The sequence below is a fragment of the Pseudomonas sp. NPDC088890 genome, assembly GCF_044900155.1.
GTDB lineage: Bacteria > Pseudomonadota > Gammaproteobacteria > Pseudomonadales > Pseudomonadaceae > Aquipseudomonas > Aquipseudomonas urmiensis.
The window spans coordinates 289,194-304,750 of the sequence record NZ_JBJDNG010000005.1; the positions used below are offsets into that span (position 1 = coordinate 289,194).

At 63.2% G+C, this 15,557-nt stretch carries 15 protein-coding genes; 8 read left to right on the forward strand and 7 right to left on the reverse strand.

Going from position 1 to position 15,557, the window contains the following annotated elements; genetic code table 11:
- Nucleotides 1–41: 41 nt before the first annotated feature.
- Both ACI2JX_RS13705 and ACI2JX_RS13710 read right to left on the reverse strand, forming a co-directional pair.
- Nucleotides 42–752, reverse strand: coding sequence for a PolC-type DNA polymerase III (locus ACI2JX_RS13705; protein ID WP_404690280.1), 711 nt, complete (start codon nt 750–752; stop codon nt 42–44).
- A complete protein-coding gene (locus tag ACI2JX_RS13710; RefSeq protein ID WP_368972224.1) occupies nt 749–2,686 on the reverse strand; it encodes a putative nucleotidyltransferase substrate binding domain-containing protein in 1,938 nt (645 codons plus the stop codon). Before ACI2JX_RS13710 ends, ACI2JX_RS13705 begins: the two co-directional genes overlap by 4 nt.
- Nucleotides 2,687–2,918: 232 nt before the next feature.
- On the opposite strand from ACI2JX_RS13710, the gene ACI2JX_RS13715 reads away from it, so the two are divergent.
- Nucleotides 2,919–3,365: a response regulator gene (locus ACI2JX_RS13715; RefSeq protein WP_404690281.1), complete on the forward strand. Its 447-nt coding sequence runs from the start codon at nt 2,919–2,921 to the stop codon at nt 3,363–3,365.
- A gap of 110 nt (nt 3,366–3,475) precedes the next feature.
- Here the strand turns inward: ACI2JX_RS13715 and ACI2JX_RS13720 are convergent, their stop codons facing one another.
- On the reverse strand, nt 3,476–5,653 hold the full coding sequence (locus ACI2JX_RS13720) for a malate synthase G (RefSeq protein WP_404690282.1): 2,178 nt from the start codon (nt 5,651–5,653) through the stop codon (nt 3,476–3,478).
- Between the two features lie 438 nt (nt 5,654–6,091).
- Between ACI2JX_RS13720 and ACI2JX_RS13725 the strand changes: the two genes are divergently transcribed.
- A complete protein-coding gene (locus ACI2JX_RS13725) occupies nt 6,092–6,610 on the forward strand; it encodes a glycine cleavage system protein R (protein WP_186552722.1) in 519 nt (172 codons plus the stop codon).
- 250 nt (nt 6,611–6,860) lie between these two features.
- On the opposite strand, the gene rarD is transcribed toward ACI2JX_RS13725, so the two are convergent.
- From rarD to ACI2JX_RS13745, 4 genes are all read right to left on the reverse strand, one after another.
- Nucleotides 6,861–7,748, reverse strand: a complete 888-nt coding sequence (gene rarD, locus ACI2JX_RS13730) for an EamA family transporter RarD (protein WP_404690283.1) — start codon at nt 7,746–7,748, stop codon at nt 6,861–6,863.
- A 64-nt stretch (nt 7,749–7,812) separates the two neighbouring features.
- Nucleotides 7,813–8,787 carry a serine/threonine protein kinase gene (locus ACI2JX_RS13735; protein WP_404690284.1) on the reverse strand — a complete coding sequence of 325 codons (975 nt, stop codon included), beginning with the start codon at nt 8,785–8,787 and terminating at the stop codon, nt 7,813–7,815.
- Nucleotides 8,788–8,953: 166 nt separating this feature from the next.
- Entirely contained in the window at nt 8,954–9,718 is a 765-nt protein-coding gene (locus ACI2JX_RS13740) for a TOBE domain-containing protein (protein WP_404690285.1), read from the reverse strand.
- A 57-nt stretch (nt 9,719–9,775) separates the two neighbouring features.
- On the reverse strand, nt 9,776–10,513 hold the full coding sequence (locus ACI2JX_RS13745) for a phosphoribosyltransferase family protein (RefSeq protein WP_404690286.1): 738 nt from the start codon (nt 10,511–10,513) through the stop codon (nt 9,776–9,778).
- Nucleotides 10,514–10,601: 88 nt separating this feature from the next.
- Here ACI2JX_RS13745 and bioB point away from each other — a divergent pair, with 88 nt between their 5' ends.
- From bioB to ACI2JX_RS13775, 6 genes are all read left to right on the forward strand, one after another.
- Nucleotides 10,602–11,660, forward strand: coding sequence for a biotin synthase BioB (gene bioB, locus ACI2JX_RS13750; RefSeq protein WP_404690287.1), 1,059 nt, complete (start codon nt 10,602–10,604; stop codon nt 11,658–11,660).
- A 2-nt stretch (nt 11,661–11,662) separates the two neighbouring features.
- Nucleotides 11,663–12,835 (forward strand): 8-amino-7-oxononanoate synthase, encoded by a 1,173-nt coding sequence (bioF, locus tag ACI2JX_RS13755; RefSeq protein ID WP_264235325.1) that lies wholly within the window; start codon nt 11,663–11,665, stop codon nt 12,833–12,835.
- Nucleotides 12,828–13,559: an alpha/beta fold hydrolase gene (locus tag ACI2JX_RS13760; protein WP_264235326.1), complete on the forward strand. Its 732-nt coding sequence runs from the start codon at nt 12,828–12,830 to the stop codon at nt 13,557–13,559. The genes bioF and ACI2JX_RS13760 overlap by 8 nt, the downstream gene beginning before the upstream one ends.
- Nucleotides 13,552–14,376, forward strand: a complete 825-nt coding sequence (gene bioC / locus ACI2JX_RS13765; RefSeq protein WP_368973647.1) for a malonyl-ACP O-methyltransferase BioC — start codon at nt 13,552–13,554, stop codon at nt 14,374–14,376. The genes ACI2JX_RS13760 and bioC overlap by 8 nt, the downstream gene beginning before the upstream one ends.
- Nucleotide 14,377: 1 nt before the next feature.
- Entirely contained in the window at nt 14,378–15,058 is a 681-nt protein-coding gene (bioD, locus tag ACI2JX_RS13770; protein ID WP_264235329.1) for a dethiobiotin synthase, read from the forward strand.
- A 147-nt stretch (nt 15,059–15,205) separates the two neighbouring features.
- Nucleotides 15,206–15,502 (forward strand): pyrroloquinoline quinone biosynthesis protein PqqE, encoded by a 297-nt coding sequence (locus ACI2JX_RS13775; protein ID WP_186552712.1) that lies wholly within the window; start codon nt 15,206–15,208, stop codon nt 15,500–15,502.
- Nucleotides 15,503–15,557 lie beyond the last annotated feature (55 nt).

The window sequence follows — 15,557 nt, forward strand, 5'->3', positions numbered from 1 at the left end:
AGGCGGGGTGCGTGGTGCAATCGACGCTTATCGGATTGCCATTACAAACCGTGACTATGGGCCTTGCGCCGGCGCCACTGTTGCAGGCGCAGGTTGAGCTGCAAGGGGCTGTCGAGCTGCTGGCGGCGGGCCTGGCTGAGCAGGATCAGCGCGAGTTCTGCAGTGACCTGAGCGTCGGCACTGGCATTGTGGCGCTCATCGACCTGCAAGCCGAAACGTGCCACCCAGTCGTCCAGGCTGGCTTCGCGCAACACCGTGTCGGGGTTGAGCATTGGCGCCAGCTCAGCGACGTCGAAGAACGGATGCTGGAGGCGGTAGCCGAGGCTGTCTTTCAGCGCCCTGGCCAGCATGCGCTGGTCGAAGGGGGCGTGGAAGGCCAGCACCGGGCTGTCGCCGATGAACTCCATCAAGTCCAGCAGCGCCCCGGCCGGATCGCAGCCTGCGGCCAGTGCGTCTGGTCCCAGGCCATGGATCAGCACGCTGGGGGTAGTCTTCTGCGCAGGCCGGTGCAGGGTACGTTCGAACTGCTGGCTGAAATCGATCGCGCCATCTTCAATGGCTACCGCGCCGATCGACAACACCTGGTCGCGGTTGAGGTTCAGGCCACTGGTTTCCAGGTCGAGCACTACCCAGCGCTGTTCGCGCAGCGACAGCACACTCAGGCCGCTGGGTTTGGCCAGGTTGGCCAAACGCAGGCGCAGGTCGTCGTCCAGTGCCGGCAGGGCTGGGCGTAGCCAGGCGAACAGGCTCATAGTTGATACCGCAGGGCCAGGCTGCTTTGCAGGCGCTGAGCCTGGCGCAGCGACTCGCGCAGGATGCGTCGGTCCAGGTGATTGAGGCTGTCCGGGTCAACCCGGTTGGAGTAGGGCAAGTTATCTCGGCTCTGGCGCTGGTGCTGTTGCATACGGGTCTGCTGGATGAAGTGGTAGGCCTCTTCGAACGCTGCGCCATCGAGTTCATCGATGATGCCCTTGGCCACCAGCTGACGCAGACGCTCGAGGGTGTTGCAGGCGCCAATGCCATTGGCCAGGGCCAACAGCCGTGCGCCGTCGACGAAGGGCGTCAGGCCCTGGACCTTGAGGTCGAGGGTGGCAGCCTTGTCGTTGCCCTGGCGCGTCAGGACGAACTCGCGCAGGCGGCCCACGGGCGGGCGTTGGCGCAGGGCGTTATCGGCCATCATGCGCTGGAAGATGCGGTTGTCCTGAACCTGGGCGAGCATGCCCTGGCGCAATTGCTCGCAGGCCTGTTCATCGCCCCAGACCACGCGCAGGTCGAAGTAGATGGTCGAGCCCAGCAGATTCTCCGGGCTGGCCTCCCTTACGAAGCCGGCGAAGCGCCGCGCCCATTCACTGCGCGACAGGCACAGCTCAGGGTTGCCGGCCATGATGTTGCCCTTGCACAGGCTGAAGCCACATTGCGCCAGGCACTGATTGATGTACTGGGCCAGGGGCAGCAGCTTCTGACGGATCGCCTCGGCTTCTGCGCTGTCGGCAGCTTCGAACAGGATGCCGTTGTCCTGGTCGGTGTGCAGGGTCTGTTCGCGGCGGCCCTCGCTGCCAAAGCACAGCCAGCTGAACGCCACCCCCGGATCGCCGCGCTCGGCCAGGGCCAGTTCGATCACCCGGCATACGGTGTGGTCGTTGAGCAGGGTGATGATTTGGGTGATCTGGGTAGAGGAGGCGCCATGGGCGAGCATGCGTTCGACCAGTTGGCCGATTTCGCCGCGCAGAGATACCAGCGTTTCCAGGCGCGGCGCGTGGCGGATCGTCCGTGCCAGATGCACCAGGTCGACCCGTTGCAGGGAGAACAGGTCGCGCTCGGAGACCACCCCACACAAGCGCTGGTTGTCCACCAGGCAGACGTGGGCGATGTGCCGCTCGGTCATGGCCATGGCCGCATCGAAGGCGCTCGCCTCGGGCGCCAGGTAGAACGGCGCAGGGGTCATGTACTGCGCGATCGGCGCGCTCAGCTCAGCGCTGGCATCGGCCACCACCTGGCGCAGGTCGCGCAAGGTGAAGATGCCGATCGGAAAGCGCTGTGGGTCGATGATGACGATGCTGCCGACTTGCTGGTCGTGCATCTGCCGCACGGCATCACGCAGTGGCGTGTCCGCAGTGCAGACCACCGGATGACGCATGGCCAGCTCACCGAGGGGCGTGTTCAGCGAATACTGGGTGCCCAGGGTTTCCACGGCGCGCTGGCGCACCTGCTGGTTGACCTGATCGAGCAGGCTGCTGACCCCGCGCAGGGCGAAGTCGCGAAACGCTTCGGACATCGAGAACAGGCGGATGAACGCAGCCTTGTTCAGTTGCAGGCAGAAGGTGTCTTCGCCGGCCACGTGTTCAGTGCGGGTCGCCCGCTCTCCGAGCAGGGCAGCCAGTGGGAAGCACTCGCCGCTGGTAATCTCGAAAGTGGTTTCCACCCCCGGCTTGGTGACGTGCTGGCGTTCGCCGACCACCCGCCCTTGCTTGACGATGTAGAAGTGCTCGACCGGGCCATCGGCGGGCTTGATGATGCTCTCGCCGCTGGCGTGGAAGCGCAGCTGACACTGCTCCACCAGGTAGGCCAGATGGCTGTGTTCCATCTGGTTGAACGGTGGGAAGCGCTGCAGGAACTGCAGGGTGCCTTGGATATTCTGCAGAACCGCAGTTCTGCCAGCCTGGCTGTAGGCGTCCTTTTTACTCATGAACTGACCGCATCGCTATGCCGATCTATATATCTCTATCTATATATAGTGATATCGGACTTTGTTGTTCTCGGTCCCCATGGTCGGCTGGCGGCCAGGTTGTGCCCATTGGACGTAAGTCTATGAGGGCATTGGGCCGTTGACACGTGTCAAGGATCCGACGAAAGGCAGGCTGCATGGCGGCGGTTTTGCGGTCCTAACTGGGGCACGAGATTTTTTTGACGAGATGACCATGGCTGAGCATGACCAGATCCTGAGTGACGCCGAGAAAGAGGCGTTGGCCATGGTGACTGCACCCCCGGCTGAACCGCAGCTGGTACTGGTAGTGGATGACGACCCGCTGAACAGCGAGGCGTTGGCGCTTTATCTGAAAACCAAGGGGATCGAATGCGTTATCGCTGATGGCGCGCAGGCGGCGATAGAGGGACTCAAGAAAGAGCCACGTATCGGCCTGATGATTACTGATCTGCGCATGGAGCCCAAGGGTGGTCTGGAGTTGATCCAGGAGATTCGTGGTTGGGCGGATCGGGCAACGCTATCGATCATCGTCGTGTCCGGCGACACCGATGTGAACGAGGCTGTGAAGGCTATGCACCTTTCGGTGGTGGATGTTCTGCTCAAGCCGGTGGATTTGGGGCACTTGCTGGAGCTAGTACGCAAGGAGTTGCGGATCGAGTGATGGGGGGGCTGTTTGAACGCTATCGCGGGGCAAGCCCGCTCCCACGCTGGCCTACATAGGCAGGCCTATAGAGGTAGCGTGGGAGCGGGCTTGCCCCGCGATCTTTTGGCTTACAACCCGTTACGCGCCTTGAACTCGCGGCGACGACGGTGCAGTACTGGCTCGGTGTAGCCGTTCGGCTGCTTGGCGCCTTCGACCACCAACTCCACCGCCGCCTGGAAGGCGACGTTGTCGTCGAAGTTCGGCGCCATTGGGCGGTACTGGGCATCGCTGGCGTTCTGCTTGTCTACCACCGCCGCCATGCGCTTGAGGCTTTCCACCACCTGCTCCTGGCTGACGATGCCATGGCGCAGCCAGTTGGCCAGCAACTGGGCGGAAATACGCAGGGTGGCGCGGTCTTCCATCAGACCGACGTTGTTGATGTCCGGCACCTTCGAGCAGCCCACACCGTGGTCGATCCAGCGCACAACGTAGCCGAGGATGCCCTGGGCGTTGTTGTCCAGCTCGTTGCGGATCTCTTCGGCAGACCAGTTGGTATCAGCCGCCAGCGGGATGGTCAGGATGTCGTCCACCGAAGCCGGGGTACGCTTGGCCAGTTCTGCCTGACGCGCTTGCACGTCGACTTTGTGGTAATGCAGCGCGTGCAGCACGGCGGCGGTCGGCGACGGCACCCAGGCGGTGTTGGCGCCGGCCAGTGGGTGGGCGATCTTCTGTTCGAGCATTGCCGCCATCAGGTCGGGCATGGCCCACATGCCTTTGCCGATCTGTGCCCGGCCTTGCAGGCCAGTGGCAAGGCCGACGTCGACGTTGTTGTTCTCGTAGGCGCCGATCCACTTCTCGTTCTTCATGGCGCCTTTGCGCACAACGGCGCCGGCTTCCATCGAGGTGTGGATTTCATCGCCGGTGCGGTCGAGGAAGCCTGTGTTGATGAACACCACGCGCTCGGCGGCAGCCTTGATGCAGGACTTGAGGTTGACCGTGGTGCGGCGTTCCTCGTCCATGATGCCGACCTTCATGGTATTGCGCGGCATGTTCAGCACGTCTTCGACGCGGCTGAAGATTTCTGCGGCGAACGCCACTTCTTCAGGGCCGTGCATCTTCGGCTTGACGATGTACAGGCTGCCGGTGCGGCTGTTCTTGCGGCTGGTGTTGCCGTTGAGGTTGTGCAGGGCGATCAGGCCGGTGAACAGGCCGTCCTGGATACCTTCCGGGATTTCGTTGCCCTGAGCATCGAGGATCGCCGGGTTGGTCATCAGGTGGCCAACGTTACGCACGAACAGCAACGAGCGACCGTGCAGGGTTACGCTGCCGCCGTTAGGCGCGGCGTATTCGCGGTCTGGATTCATGGTGCGGGTGAAGGTCTTGCCGCCCTTGCTCACGCTTTCGGCCAGATCGCCCTTCATCAGGCCCAGCCAGTTGCGGTAGACCACGACTTTGTCGTCGGCATCGACGGCAGCGACCGAGTCTTCACAGTCCATGATGGTGGTCAGCGCCGACTCCATCAGGATGTCTTTGACGCCAGCGGCGTCGGTGCTGCCAACTGGGGTGCTGGCATCGACCTGGATTTCGAAGTGCAGGCCGTTGTGCTTGAGCAGCACGGCGGTCGGGGCCTTGGCGTCGCCCTGGAAGCCGATCAGTTGCGAGTCGTCACGCAGGCCGCTGTTGCTGCCGCCTTTGAGCGCGACCACGAGCTTGCCGGCTTCGATGCGGTAGGCGGTGGAGTCGACGTGGGAGCCAGCGGCCAGTGGCGCGGCTTCGTCGAGGAAGGCACGGGCGAAGGCAATGACCTTGTCGCCGCGGACCTTGTTGTAGCCCTGGCCTTTCTCGGCGCCGCCTTCCTCGCTGATGGCGTCGGTGCCATACAGCGCGTCATACAGCGAGCCCCAGCGGGCGTTGGCGGCGTTCAGGGCGAAGCGGGCGTTCATCACCGGCACCACCAGCTGCGGGCCGGCCATGCGGGCGATCTCTTCGTCCACGTTCTGCGTGGTGGCCTGGAAATCGTCGGCTTGTGGCAGCAGGTAACCGATTTCCTGGAGGAATGCTTTGTAGGCTGCGGCGTCGTGGGCCTGGCCTTGGCGCGCCTGGTGCCAGGCGTCGATCTTGGCTTGCAACTCGTCGCGCTTGGCGAGCAGGTTTTTGTTCTTTGGAGCGAGGTCGTTGATGATCTTCTCTGCACCGGCCCAGAACTGCTCGGCGACGATGCCGGTCCCCGGAATGGCTTCGTTGTTGACGAAGTCGTACAGGACCTTGGCGACCTGAAGGCCACCGACTTGAACGTGTTCAGTCATTGCTTGCCTCACTCTGCTCAGCTATTTCGCTCATCGTATTAAGCCTGTAGCGCTTCTCTAAACACGCACCAGTTCATGCCCGAGGGCGGCTGGGTGCGGCCTGCCAGACCAGCCGGCGGGCAATTTGCGTATTTTCACAGGCGCCATGGCAGACATCCAAACGACGTTTTGTAGTCCGCGTCGGGGCATACTACATGAAGCAGCAGGCGAGTGAACATCAGACCAAAAGCGTCGCTGCGCGACCAATTGGTCGCATAGGGTCACGCTGGGAGCCTGTATGTTCGCAAATTATCGGTAGATTGTTCCAGATAAATCTTGAAACAGTACACGATTGGTCGTGCGGATTGCCCTGCGGCAGGTTGCCGCGCCTTGCCTATACTGATTCGATCCCCAGGTTTCACGCCGCGTGCGGCGTGGCATTCAGCAGAGGAACGCGCAGTGGACCACCTCGTATTGACAGTGATCGCCCCCGACAAGGCTGGGCAGGTCGAGCGCATCGCCCAGTGCATCGCCGAACATAATGGCAACTGGTTGGAGAGTCGCATGTCGCGCATGGCGGGGCAATTCGCCGGCATTCTGCGCGTGGCGGTGCCGGCAGAATCCTACGACGAGTTGGTCGAGTCGCTGCAAGCGCTGGGCAAGTACGACATCCGCGTGTTGATTGCCGAGAGCGGCATCGAGCCATCGTGCACCTGGAAGCCGATTGCCATGGAGTTGGTGGGTAATGATCGGCCTGGGATCGTGCGTGACATTACCCGATTGCTGGCCGAGCTTGGGGTGAACCTGGAGCGTTTCACCACTGAAGTACGACCAGCGCCGATGAGTAGCGAGCCGTTGTTTCATGCCGATGCGTTGCTGGCGTTGCCGTTGACCTTGTCCCTGGATGACTTGCAGGGGCGCTTGGAGGCGCTGGCGGATGATTTGATGGTCGAGCTCAAGCTGCGGCCGGAGGATTAGTGCTCATTAGCGCCGCTTCGCGGCTGCGACGCTCAGAGGTTATCCCTGATTTAAGGGGACGGCCCTGTGGATAACCTGGGGGTTCACCCCGCCAGCCCACGAGCGTCGCAGCCTCCAGCCATCTGCACAAAAAACATCCAAAAATCAGACGCTTGTGCACAAACCACGGGGACGAGGGTGTGGATAACCTCTGGAGATGTCGCTGTAGGCCACGCCAAACCTGGCCTACAGGGATTCGATCAATAATTGATCAGCTGCGTTTGCGCAGCGACAGCCAGGCATCGACGCTGTACAGCGCCAACCCTGCCCAAATGAACACGAACGCCAACAAGCTGCTCGACGATAAATGCTCATCGAACAGCAGTACTGCCTGCAGCAACACCAGGGTTGGCGCCAGGTACTGCAGGAAGCCCAAGGTGGTGTACGGCAGATGGCGGGCAGCGGCGTTGAAGCACACCAGCGGCACCAGCGTCACCGGGCCTGCGGCAATCAACCAGAGCGCTTGGCTGGTGCTGAAGAAGTCGCCTTGCACACTGCTCGCAGCCGGGTGCAGGAGCAGCCAGCCAATCGCCGACGGCACCAGCATCCAGGTTTCCACCACCAGCCCCGGCAGCGCCGCTACCGGCGCCTGCTTGCGGATCAGGCCATAGAAACCAAACGACAGCGCCAGAACCAGCGACACCCACGGCAGGCTGCCGACCTGCCACACCTGCTGTGCCACGCCCACCGCCGCCAGCCCCACCGCCAACCATTGCAGGCGGCGCAGACGCTCGCCCAGGAGCAGCATGCCGAGCAATACGTTGACCAGCGGGTTGATGTAATAACCCAGGCTGGCTTCGAGCATGCGGCCGTTGTTCACCGACCAGACATAGGTCAGCCAGTTACCGGCGATCAACGCGCCGCTGAGCGCCAGAATCGCCAGTCGGCGGGGGTTGTCGCGCAGCTCGCGCCACCAGCCAGGATGTTTCCACACCAGCAGCAACAGCGAGCCGAACAGCGCCGACCAGAGCACCCGGTGGACGATGATCTCGACCGCCGGCACGCTCTGGATAGCTTTGAAGTACAGGGGGAACAGCCCCCAGATGATGTAGGCGGTGAGGCCCAGGATGTACCCGCGGCGCGGGTTGGCGGCGTGCATGCAGAATCCTTGCTTAGGTAGCTAAATAAAGCGACGCCTATTGTAGACAGACCCTCACAGGGTTCTAGAACAATTTCAGTGGTTGTTCATCCAGGGCGGCAATCTGCTCACGCAAGGCGAGAATCTGGTCGCCCCAATAACGCGGCTGGCCAAACCAAGGGAAGCTGCGCGGGAACGCCGGGTCGTCCCAGCGCCGCGCCAGCCACGCGCTGTAGTGCAGCTGGCGCAGGGCGCGCAGCGGTTCGATCAGGGGCAGTTCGCGGGGGTCGAAGTCATGGAACTCGTTGTAGCCGTCGATCAGCTCGGCCAACTGCCCAAGGCGCTCTTCGCGGCTGCCGGCAAGCATCATCCACAGATCCTGCACGGCCGGGCCCATGCGGCAGTCGTCCAGATCGACCACATGGTAGGCCTCGTCGCGGTGCATCAGGTTGCCCGGGTGGCAGTCACCGTGTAGGCGGATCAGCTGATGGGGGGTACGCGCGTAGATCGCCTCGACGCGCTTGAGCAGGTCGCGGGCGACCGATTCGAAGGCGGGCAGCAGTTCCTTGGGGACGAAGTTGCCTTCGAGCAGGGTGTTCAGCGAAGCGTGGCCGAAGTTGTCCACAGCCAGGGTTTCGCGGTGTTCGAAAGGCCGGGTGGCGCCAACCTTGTGCAGGCGGCCGAGCAACTGCCCGAGACGATACAGCTGGTCGAGATTGCCCGGCTCCGGGGCATGGCCACCACGCCGCGGGAACAGCGCAAAGCGAAAACCACCGTGCTCGAACAGGCTACGCCCTTGGTGCTCGATGGGGGCGACCACCGGCACTTCGCAATCAGCCAGTTCCGCAGTGAAGCTGTGCTCCTCATGAATCTGCGCATCGCTCCAACGGCCTGGGCGGTAGAACTTGGCGATCAGGGGCTGCTGGTCTTCGATACCCACCTGATAGACACGGTTCTCGTAGCTGTTGAGCGCCAATACCCGCGCGTCGCTGAGAAAGCCGAGGCTTTCTACGGCATCCAGGACCAGGTCGGGGGTGAGGGTGTCGAAAGGGTGGGACATTGGAGCTCCAGAGGGGCGGCGTCGTGGCGACCATGGTATCGCATTCACCTGCGACACATCGGTAATCAGCGCCGGCCCCATCGCGGAGCAAGCCCGCTCCCACGCTGTTGTGTGGAGTGTGGGAGCGGGCTTGCCCCGCGAACCGGGCGCGCAGCGCTCGGCCAGGCTAAACCGGCACTCCGAGCAAAACGAAGGAGGGATGAAACTGCACCCGCAGCTCACTGCCCGGCCCAACCTTGCGCTGCTGCAGCCATTGAGCCTCAGCAAACGCACACAGCGTCTGCCCGTTGCCCAATGCCAGGCGGACCTCACTGCTGCCGACCTCGTCGACCAGCACTTCCTCAATCCTGGCGCGCAGGCAATTACTCCCTGGCTCAGGCGGTTCTTCATCGCCAAGCAGCTGCACCCAACCGGCTTTGAGCAACGCCACCACCATGCTGCCCAAGGCCAACTCCAGCCGCTCAGTGCTGTCGCGGGTAATCAATGCCTCGATCTCCAGCCCGCCACCCAAGGCCAGGCTGACGCGATCGTGCCGGCCTTCTCGGCGCAACCCGCTGACTTCGCCTTGCAACTGATTGCGCGCACTGGTGCGCAACATCAGCCGGCCAAGCAAGTCGAGGTCGCTGGTTTGTTCGGCCGCTTCCAGGATTTGCGCCTGCAACCCTTGCAGGCGTTGGTACAGGCGCAGCACCCGCTCGCCTTCCTCGGACAACCGAGCGCCGCCACCGCCGCGTCCGCCCGTGCTGCGCTCCACCAGCGGCCGCCTGGCGAGGTTATTGAGCTCGTCGATGGCATCCCAGGCGGCCTTGTAGCTAATCCCGGCGGCCTTGGCAGCGCGGGTGATCGAGCCCTGTTCGGCGACATGCTGCAACAGCGCAATACGTTGCGGTCGACGGGCGATGTGTTGGGTGAGCACGGTGGGTAACGACATGGGGGCTGCCAGAGGTACACAAAGTTGCTGCGACGTTGCCGGCCACGCCTTGCCGAGTCAAGCCTGGCCAGGTTTGGGGGTACGCGCCAAGCAGTAGATATCCACCTGCCGCGCTCCGGCCTGGCGCAATAGCTGGGCCAGCGCTTGGGCGGTGGCGCCGGTGGTCAACACATCATCGATCAGCGCCAGGTGTTGGCCTTCGACGTCTGCCTTCGCTGCCAGGCAGAACGCCTGGCGCAGATTGCGCCGGCGCACGCGCGCGCTGAGTAGCTGTTGCGCTGGGGTATCCCGCGTTCGTTGCAGGAGTCGTTCATTGCAAGGGATACCCAACTGCTTCGACAGCCAGCGCGCCAACATCCCCGCCTGATTGAACCCCCGCTGGCGCAGTCGACGTGCGGCCAATGGTACAGGCAACAATTGGTCAGGCTTTGCCAGCCCTTCGGCGAAGCGATGCTGCAGCTCATGCCCCAGCAGTTGCGCCATTAGCCGCCCCAGTGGCCATTGGCTGCGGTGCTTGAATCGGCTGATCAGCGTGTCGATCGGAAAGCCGAAGTGCCAAGGCGCCACGACTTGGGTAAAGGCGGGCGCGTGCCGGCTGCACTGGGCGCAGGTCAAGTCCGCCATTGCTAGCGGCAAGGCGCAGCGCAGACACTGTTCCTCCAACCAAGGCAGCTCGTGCTCGCAGCTGGTGCACAGTGGATAGGTTTGATGCGCCGGTTCATCGCACAGTAAACAGCTATGATCAATATTTGTACACTTGTAAACCAGCTGTCTTATGAGTGGTTGACAGTCCATAGGCCTTCCGTAACTATTGCCGCTATCCGTGATGCGCTGGCGGCTTTGCTGTCCCCGCGCCAGTCAGAGCCTAGATAAGGAAACGCCGATGAGCGCCAGCACAACTGCAACAACACGTCACGACTGGGCCTTGGCCGAAGTGAAGGCACTGTTCCAGCAACCGTTCAATGACCTGCTGTTCCAGGCGCAGACCGTACACCGCGCGCACTTCGACCCGAACCGCGTGCAAGTCTCGACGCTGCTGTCGATCAAAACCGGCGCCTGCCCGGAAGATTGCAAATATTGTCCGCAGTCCGGTCACTACAACACCGGCCTGGAAAAACAGAAGCTGATGGAAGTGCAGAAGGTGCTGGAGGAGGCTGCCCGGGCCAAGGCCATCGGCTCGACCCGCTTCTGCATGGGCGCGGCCTGGAAGCACCCGTCGGCCAAGGACATGCCGTATGTGCTGGAGATGGTCAAAGGGGTCAAGGCCATGGGCCTGGAAACCTGCATGACCCTCGGTCGCCTCGATCAGGAGCAGACCGCAGCGCTGGCCCAGGCGGGCCTGGACTACTACAACCACAACCTCGACACCTCGCCGGAGTTCTACACCAGCATCATCACCACCCGTACCTACAGCGAGCGCTTGCAGACTTTGGCCTACGTGCGTGACGCCGGGATGAAGATCTGCTCGGGCGGCATCCTCGGCATGGGCGAGTCGCTCGACGACCGCGCCGGCCTGCTGATCCAGCTGGCCAACCTGCCGGAGCACCCGGAGTCGGTGCCGATCAACATGCTGGTCAAAGTCGCCGGGACCCCGCTGGCCGAAGAAGAAGATGTCGACCCGTTCGACTTCATCCGCATGCTGGCGGTGGCGCGCATCCTCATGCCTAAATCCCATGTGCGTCTGTCGGCTGGCCGCGAGCAGATGAACGAGCAGATGCAGGCCCTGGCCTTCATGGCCGGTGCCAACTCGATTTTCTATGGCGAGAAGTTGTTGACCACTGCCAACCCGCAGGCCGACAGAGACATGCAACTGTTCGCCCGCCTGGGGATCAAGCCCGAAGCGCGCGAAGAGCACGCCGACGAAGTGCACCAGGCGGCCATCGAACAAGCCCTGGTCGAGCAGCGCAGCAGCGAGATGTTCTACGACGCAGCGTCTGCCTGAATATGGCCTTCGACCTGACGGCGCGCCTGGCCGAACGGCGCGCAGCCGACCTGTATCGGCAGCGCCCGCTGCTGCAAAGCCCGCAGGGACCGGAGGTGGTGGTCGATGGCCAACCGCTGCTGGCCTTCTGTAACAATGACTACCTGGGCCTGGCCAATCACCCGGAGGTGATCGCCGCCTGGCGCGCCGGTGCCGAGCGCTGGGGTGTCGGCGGCGGTGCTTCGCACTTGGTCATTGGCCACAGTACCCCGCACCACCAGCTCGAAGAAGCCTTGGCCGAACTCACCGGGCGCCCGCGCGCGCTGCTGTTTTCCACCGGCTACATGGCCAACCTCGGTGCGATTACCGCGCTGGTAGGGCAGGGCGATACCATTTTGCAAGACCGCCTCAACCACGCCTCGCTGCTCGATGGCGGGCTGCTCAGTGGGGCGCGCTTCAATCGCTATCTGCACAACGACGCTGACAGCCTGGCCAAGCGCCTGGACAAAGCTACCGGCAACACCCTGGTGGTCACCGATGGCGTGTTCAGCATGGATGGCGACCTCGCCGACCTGCCTGCACTGGCCGAGACCGCTCGGGCGCGCGGCGCCTGGTTGATGGTCGATGATGCCCATGGCCTGGGCACGCTGGGCGCCACCGGTGGCGGCATCGTCGAGCACTTCGGTTTGGGCCTGGACGACGTGCCGGTGCTGATCGGAACCCTGGGCAAGGCTTGCGGCACGGCTGGGGCTTTTGTCGCTGGCAGTGAAGAACTGATCGAGGCGCTGGTGCAGTTCGCCCGGCCCTACATCTATACCACCAGCCAGCCACCAGCCCTGGCTTGTGCCACGCTCAAGAGCCTGGAGTTGCTGCGCCGCGAAAGCTGGCGCCGGGAGCATCTGGCTGCGCTGGTCCGCCAGTTCCGTCAAGGCGCCGAGCAGATCGGCCTGCAGCTGATGGACAGCCCAACCCCGATCCAGCCGATCCTGATTGGCGACAGCGCGCGGGCCTTGCGCCTGTCGCGCATGCTGCGTGAGCGCGGGCTGCTGGTGACGGCCATTCGTCCGCCGACCGTGCCGGCCGGCAGCGCGCGTCTGCGCGTTACCTTGAGCGCCGCGCACAGTGAGGCCCAGGTGCAGCTATTGTTGAATGCATTGGCCGAGTGTTATCCACAGCTGGAGTCCGCCGATGCGTAACCGACTGATTCTCTTGCCCGGCTGGGGCCTGGGCACTGCTGCACTGGAGCCGCTGGCTGCCAGCCTGCGCGCCCAAGACTCACGCCTACAGGTCGAATTGATGCCGCTGCCGGAGTTGCCCGAGGGCGATGTGCAGGCGTGGATCGACTACCTGGACCGCAAGCTGCCCACTGACACCTGGCTGGGCGGCTGGTCGCTCGGCGGCATGCTCGCCAGCGAGCTGGCGCACAAGCGTGGCGACCACTGCTGCGGGTTGCTAACCCTGGCCAGCAACCCCAGCTTCATCAGCCGAGCGGACTGGCCCCACGGCATGGCGCCAGACACTTTCGGCACCTTTCTCGATGGCTGCCGCAGCCATCACCAGGTGACCCTTAAACGCTTTCGCAGCCTGTGTAGCGAAGGCGCGCAGATGCCGCGCACCCTGTTGCGCCAACTTGGCGTTGGGTTGCCGGACACCGACCCGCTGTACCTGGCCAGCGGCCTTGAGGTGTTGGCCAAGCTCGATACCCGTACAGCCCTGGAACAGTACGCCGGCCCACAGCTGCACCTGTTCGCCGGGAGCGATGCGCTGGTGCCGGCAGCGGCGGCCAAAGCCTTGAGCGAGTTGTTGCCGGATGTCGAGGTCGGTTTGGTCGAAGACAGCTCCCACGCCTTCCTGTTGGAATACCCGCAGGAGCTTGCGGCGGGCATCAAGAGTTTTTTGCATGAGAGTGGTGATGACTGATCTTTCCCAGCCAAGCCTGCCCGGCAGCTTGCCCGACAAGCGCCAGGTGGCGGCATCGTTTTCCAAGGCGGCAGCCAGCTATGACAGTGTCGCGGCGTTGCAGCGGGCGGTCGGCGAGGCGTTGCTGGAACTGCTGCCCGCTGATCTGACGCCGTCGAGCTGGCTCGACCTCGGCAGCGGAACAGGCTACTTCAGTCGCGCCCTGGCCGAGCGTTTTGCCGCAGCACTGGGGGTGGCGGTGGACATCGCCGAAGGCATGCTTGGCCACGCGCGCGGCCAGGGCGGTGCTCAGTTTCATGTGGCCGGCGATGCCGAGCGCCTGCCCTTGCAGGCAGAAAGTGTCGACCTGGTGTTCACCAGCCTTGCCGTGCAGTGGTGCAGCCAGTTCTCCAGTGTGCTCAGCGAAGCGCAGCGGGTATTGCGCCCAGGCGGGGTGCTGGCGTTCAGCAGTTTATGCGTGGGCACCCTGGAGGAGCTGCGCACCAGCTGGCAGGCCGTCGATGGCATGGTCCACGTCAACCGCTTCCGCCATTTTGAGGACTACCAGCGCTTGTGCGGCGAGAGTGGCCTGCACCTGCTTGGCCTTGAGCGCCGCGCCCATGTCCTGCATTACCCGGATGTACGCAGTTTGACCCATGAGCTCAAAGCCCTCGGCGCGCACAACCTCAACCCTGGCCGCCCCTCGGGATTGACTGGGCGGGCGCGCATGCAGGGTTTGTTGCAGGCCTACGAGCAGTTCCGCCAGGCACAGGGCCTGCCTGCCACCTATCAAGTGGTTTATGGTGTGCTGCGCAAGCCATTGCAGCCTGGGGAGTGACATGAGCAAGGCCTATTTCATTGCCGGAACCGACACCGACGTCGGCAAGACCACCATCGCCGCCGGCCTTTTGCATGCGGCCCGGTTGCAAGGGCTGAGTACCCTGGGTGCCAAGCCGGTGGCGTCCGGGTGTGCGGTGACTGCCAAAGGGTTGCGCAATGCCGATGCGCAGGCGCTGATCGACGAAAGCACGTTCAAGCTGGCCTATGAGCTGGTCAACCCGTTTGCTTTCGAGCCGGCCATTGCTCCTCACCTGGCGGCACGGGAAGCTGGAATCGCGCTTGGCGTACCTGCGCTGCTGGCGCCTATGCAAACGGTGCTCAAGCAGGGTGCAGACTTCACCCTGATCGAGGGCGCGGGCGGCTGGCGAGTGCCATTGTCTGATCACGCCAATCTGTCCGACCTGGCGATTGCCCTGAAGCTGCCAGTGATTTTGGTGGTGGGGGTGCGTTTGGGCTGCATCAACCATGCGCTGCTCAGTGCCGAGGCGATTGCTCGGGATGGGCTGCAACTGGCCGGGTGGGTGGCGAACATCATCGAGCCGCGGACTTCACGCTTGGAAGAGAATCTTGCCAGCCTGGCCGAGCGGTTGCCGGCGCCTTGTCTGGGGCGGGTGCCCAAGCTTAAGCAGGCCAGTGGTGCTGCGGTGGCTGAATACCTGCAGTTGGATTTGCTGGATTAGCTTGGGCAAGGCTAGGCTGCGGAGTTTGGCGGATATGCCTCGGGTCTATCAGCTGGCACTAGGCTATTAGGGATTTAAACGGGCCTTTTCGCCCTAGGGCTGCTTTAATGAAGCCTGTTCGTTATCCAGCGTCATTGGAGTTTTGACATGGAAATCACCGGTAGCTCTGCCTACTACGCGGGTCTCGGCGCCATCCAGGCCGGGCAGAACCGCGTCGATCAGGCCGCCAGCCAGATCGCCAACCAAAGCGTTGAACGCAACGCCACCAGCCAGTCCAGCGACTATCAAGCCGAGCGCCTGCGCGCTGTCGATCGCAGTCAGCAAATGGATCTGGCCACCAGCACCGTGCAACTGGCGCTGGGCAAAAACGAAGTCGAACTGGGCGTCAAAGTCGCCAAGGCTTCCGATGAAATGCTCGGTAGGTTCATCGACACCTACGCCTGATTGCAGATACCACAACTTTCTCGTGGGAAACGTTCTCGTGGGAGCGGGCTTGTCC

What these genes read in the sequence shown, in the direction of transcription:
- ACI2JX_RS13705 (WP_404690280.1), bottom strand. Translation starts at nt 752, where the DNA reads ATGAGCCTGTTCGCCTGGCTACGCCCAGCCCTGCCGGCACTGGACGAC.
- ACI2JX_RS13710 (WP_368972224.1), bottom strand. Translation starts at nt 2,686, where the DNA reads ATGAGTAAAAAGGACGCCTACAGCCAGGCTGGCAGAACTGCGGTTCTG.
- ACI2JX_RS13715 (WP_404690281.1), top strand. Translation starts at nt 2,919, where the DNA reads ATGGCTGAGCATGACCAGATCCTGAGTGACGCCGAGAAAGAGGCGTTG.
- ACI2JX_RS13720 (WP_404690282.1), bottom strand. Translation starts at nt 5,653, where the DNA reads ATGACTGAACACGTTCAAGTCGGTGGCCTTCAGGTCGCCAAGGTCCTG.
- rarD (WP_404690283.1), bottom strand. Translation starts at nt 7,748, where the DNA reads ATGCACGCCGCCAACCCGCGCCGCGGGTACATCCTGGGCCTCACCGCC.
- ACI2JX_RS13735 (WP_404690284.1), bottom strand. Translation starts at nt 8,787, where the DNA reads ATGTCCCACCCTTTCGACACCCTCACCCCCGACCTGGTCCTGGATGCC.
- ACI2JX_RS13740 (WP_404690285.1), bottom strand. Translation starts at nt 9,718, where the DNA reads ATGTCGTTACCCACCGTGCTCACCCAACACATCGCCCGTCGACCGCAA.
- ACI2JX_RS13745 (WP_404690286.1), bottom strand. Translation starts at nt 10,513, where the DNA reads ATGGACTGTCAACCACTCATAAGACAGCTGGTTTACAAGTGTACAAAT.
- bioB (WP_404690287.1), top strand. Translation starts at nt 10,602, where the DNA reads ATGAGCGCCAGCACAACTGCAACAACACGTCACGACTGGGCCTTGGCC.
- bioF (WP_264235325.1), top strand. Translation starts at nt 11,663, where the DNA reads ATGGCCTTCGACCTGACGGCGCGCCTGGCCGAACGGCGCGCAGCCGAC.
- ACI2JX_RS13760 (WP_264235326.1), top strand. Translation starts at nt 12,828, where the DNA reads ATGCGTAACCGACTGATTCTCTTGCCCGGCTGGGGCCTGGGCACTGCT.
- bioC (WP_368973647.1), top strand. Translation starts at nt 13,552, where the DNA reads ATGACTGATCTTTCCCAGCCAAGCCTGCCCGGCAGCTTGCCCGACAAG.
- bioD (WP_264235329.1), top strand. Translation starts at nt 14,378, where the DNA reads ATGAGCAAGGCCTATTTCATTGCCGGAACCGACACCGACGTCGGCAAG.
- ACI2JX_RS13775 (WP_186552712.1), top strand. Translation starts at nt 15,206, where the DNA reads ATGGAAATCACCGGTAGCTCTGCCTACTACGCGGGTCTCGGCGCCATC.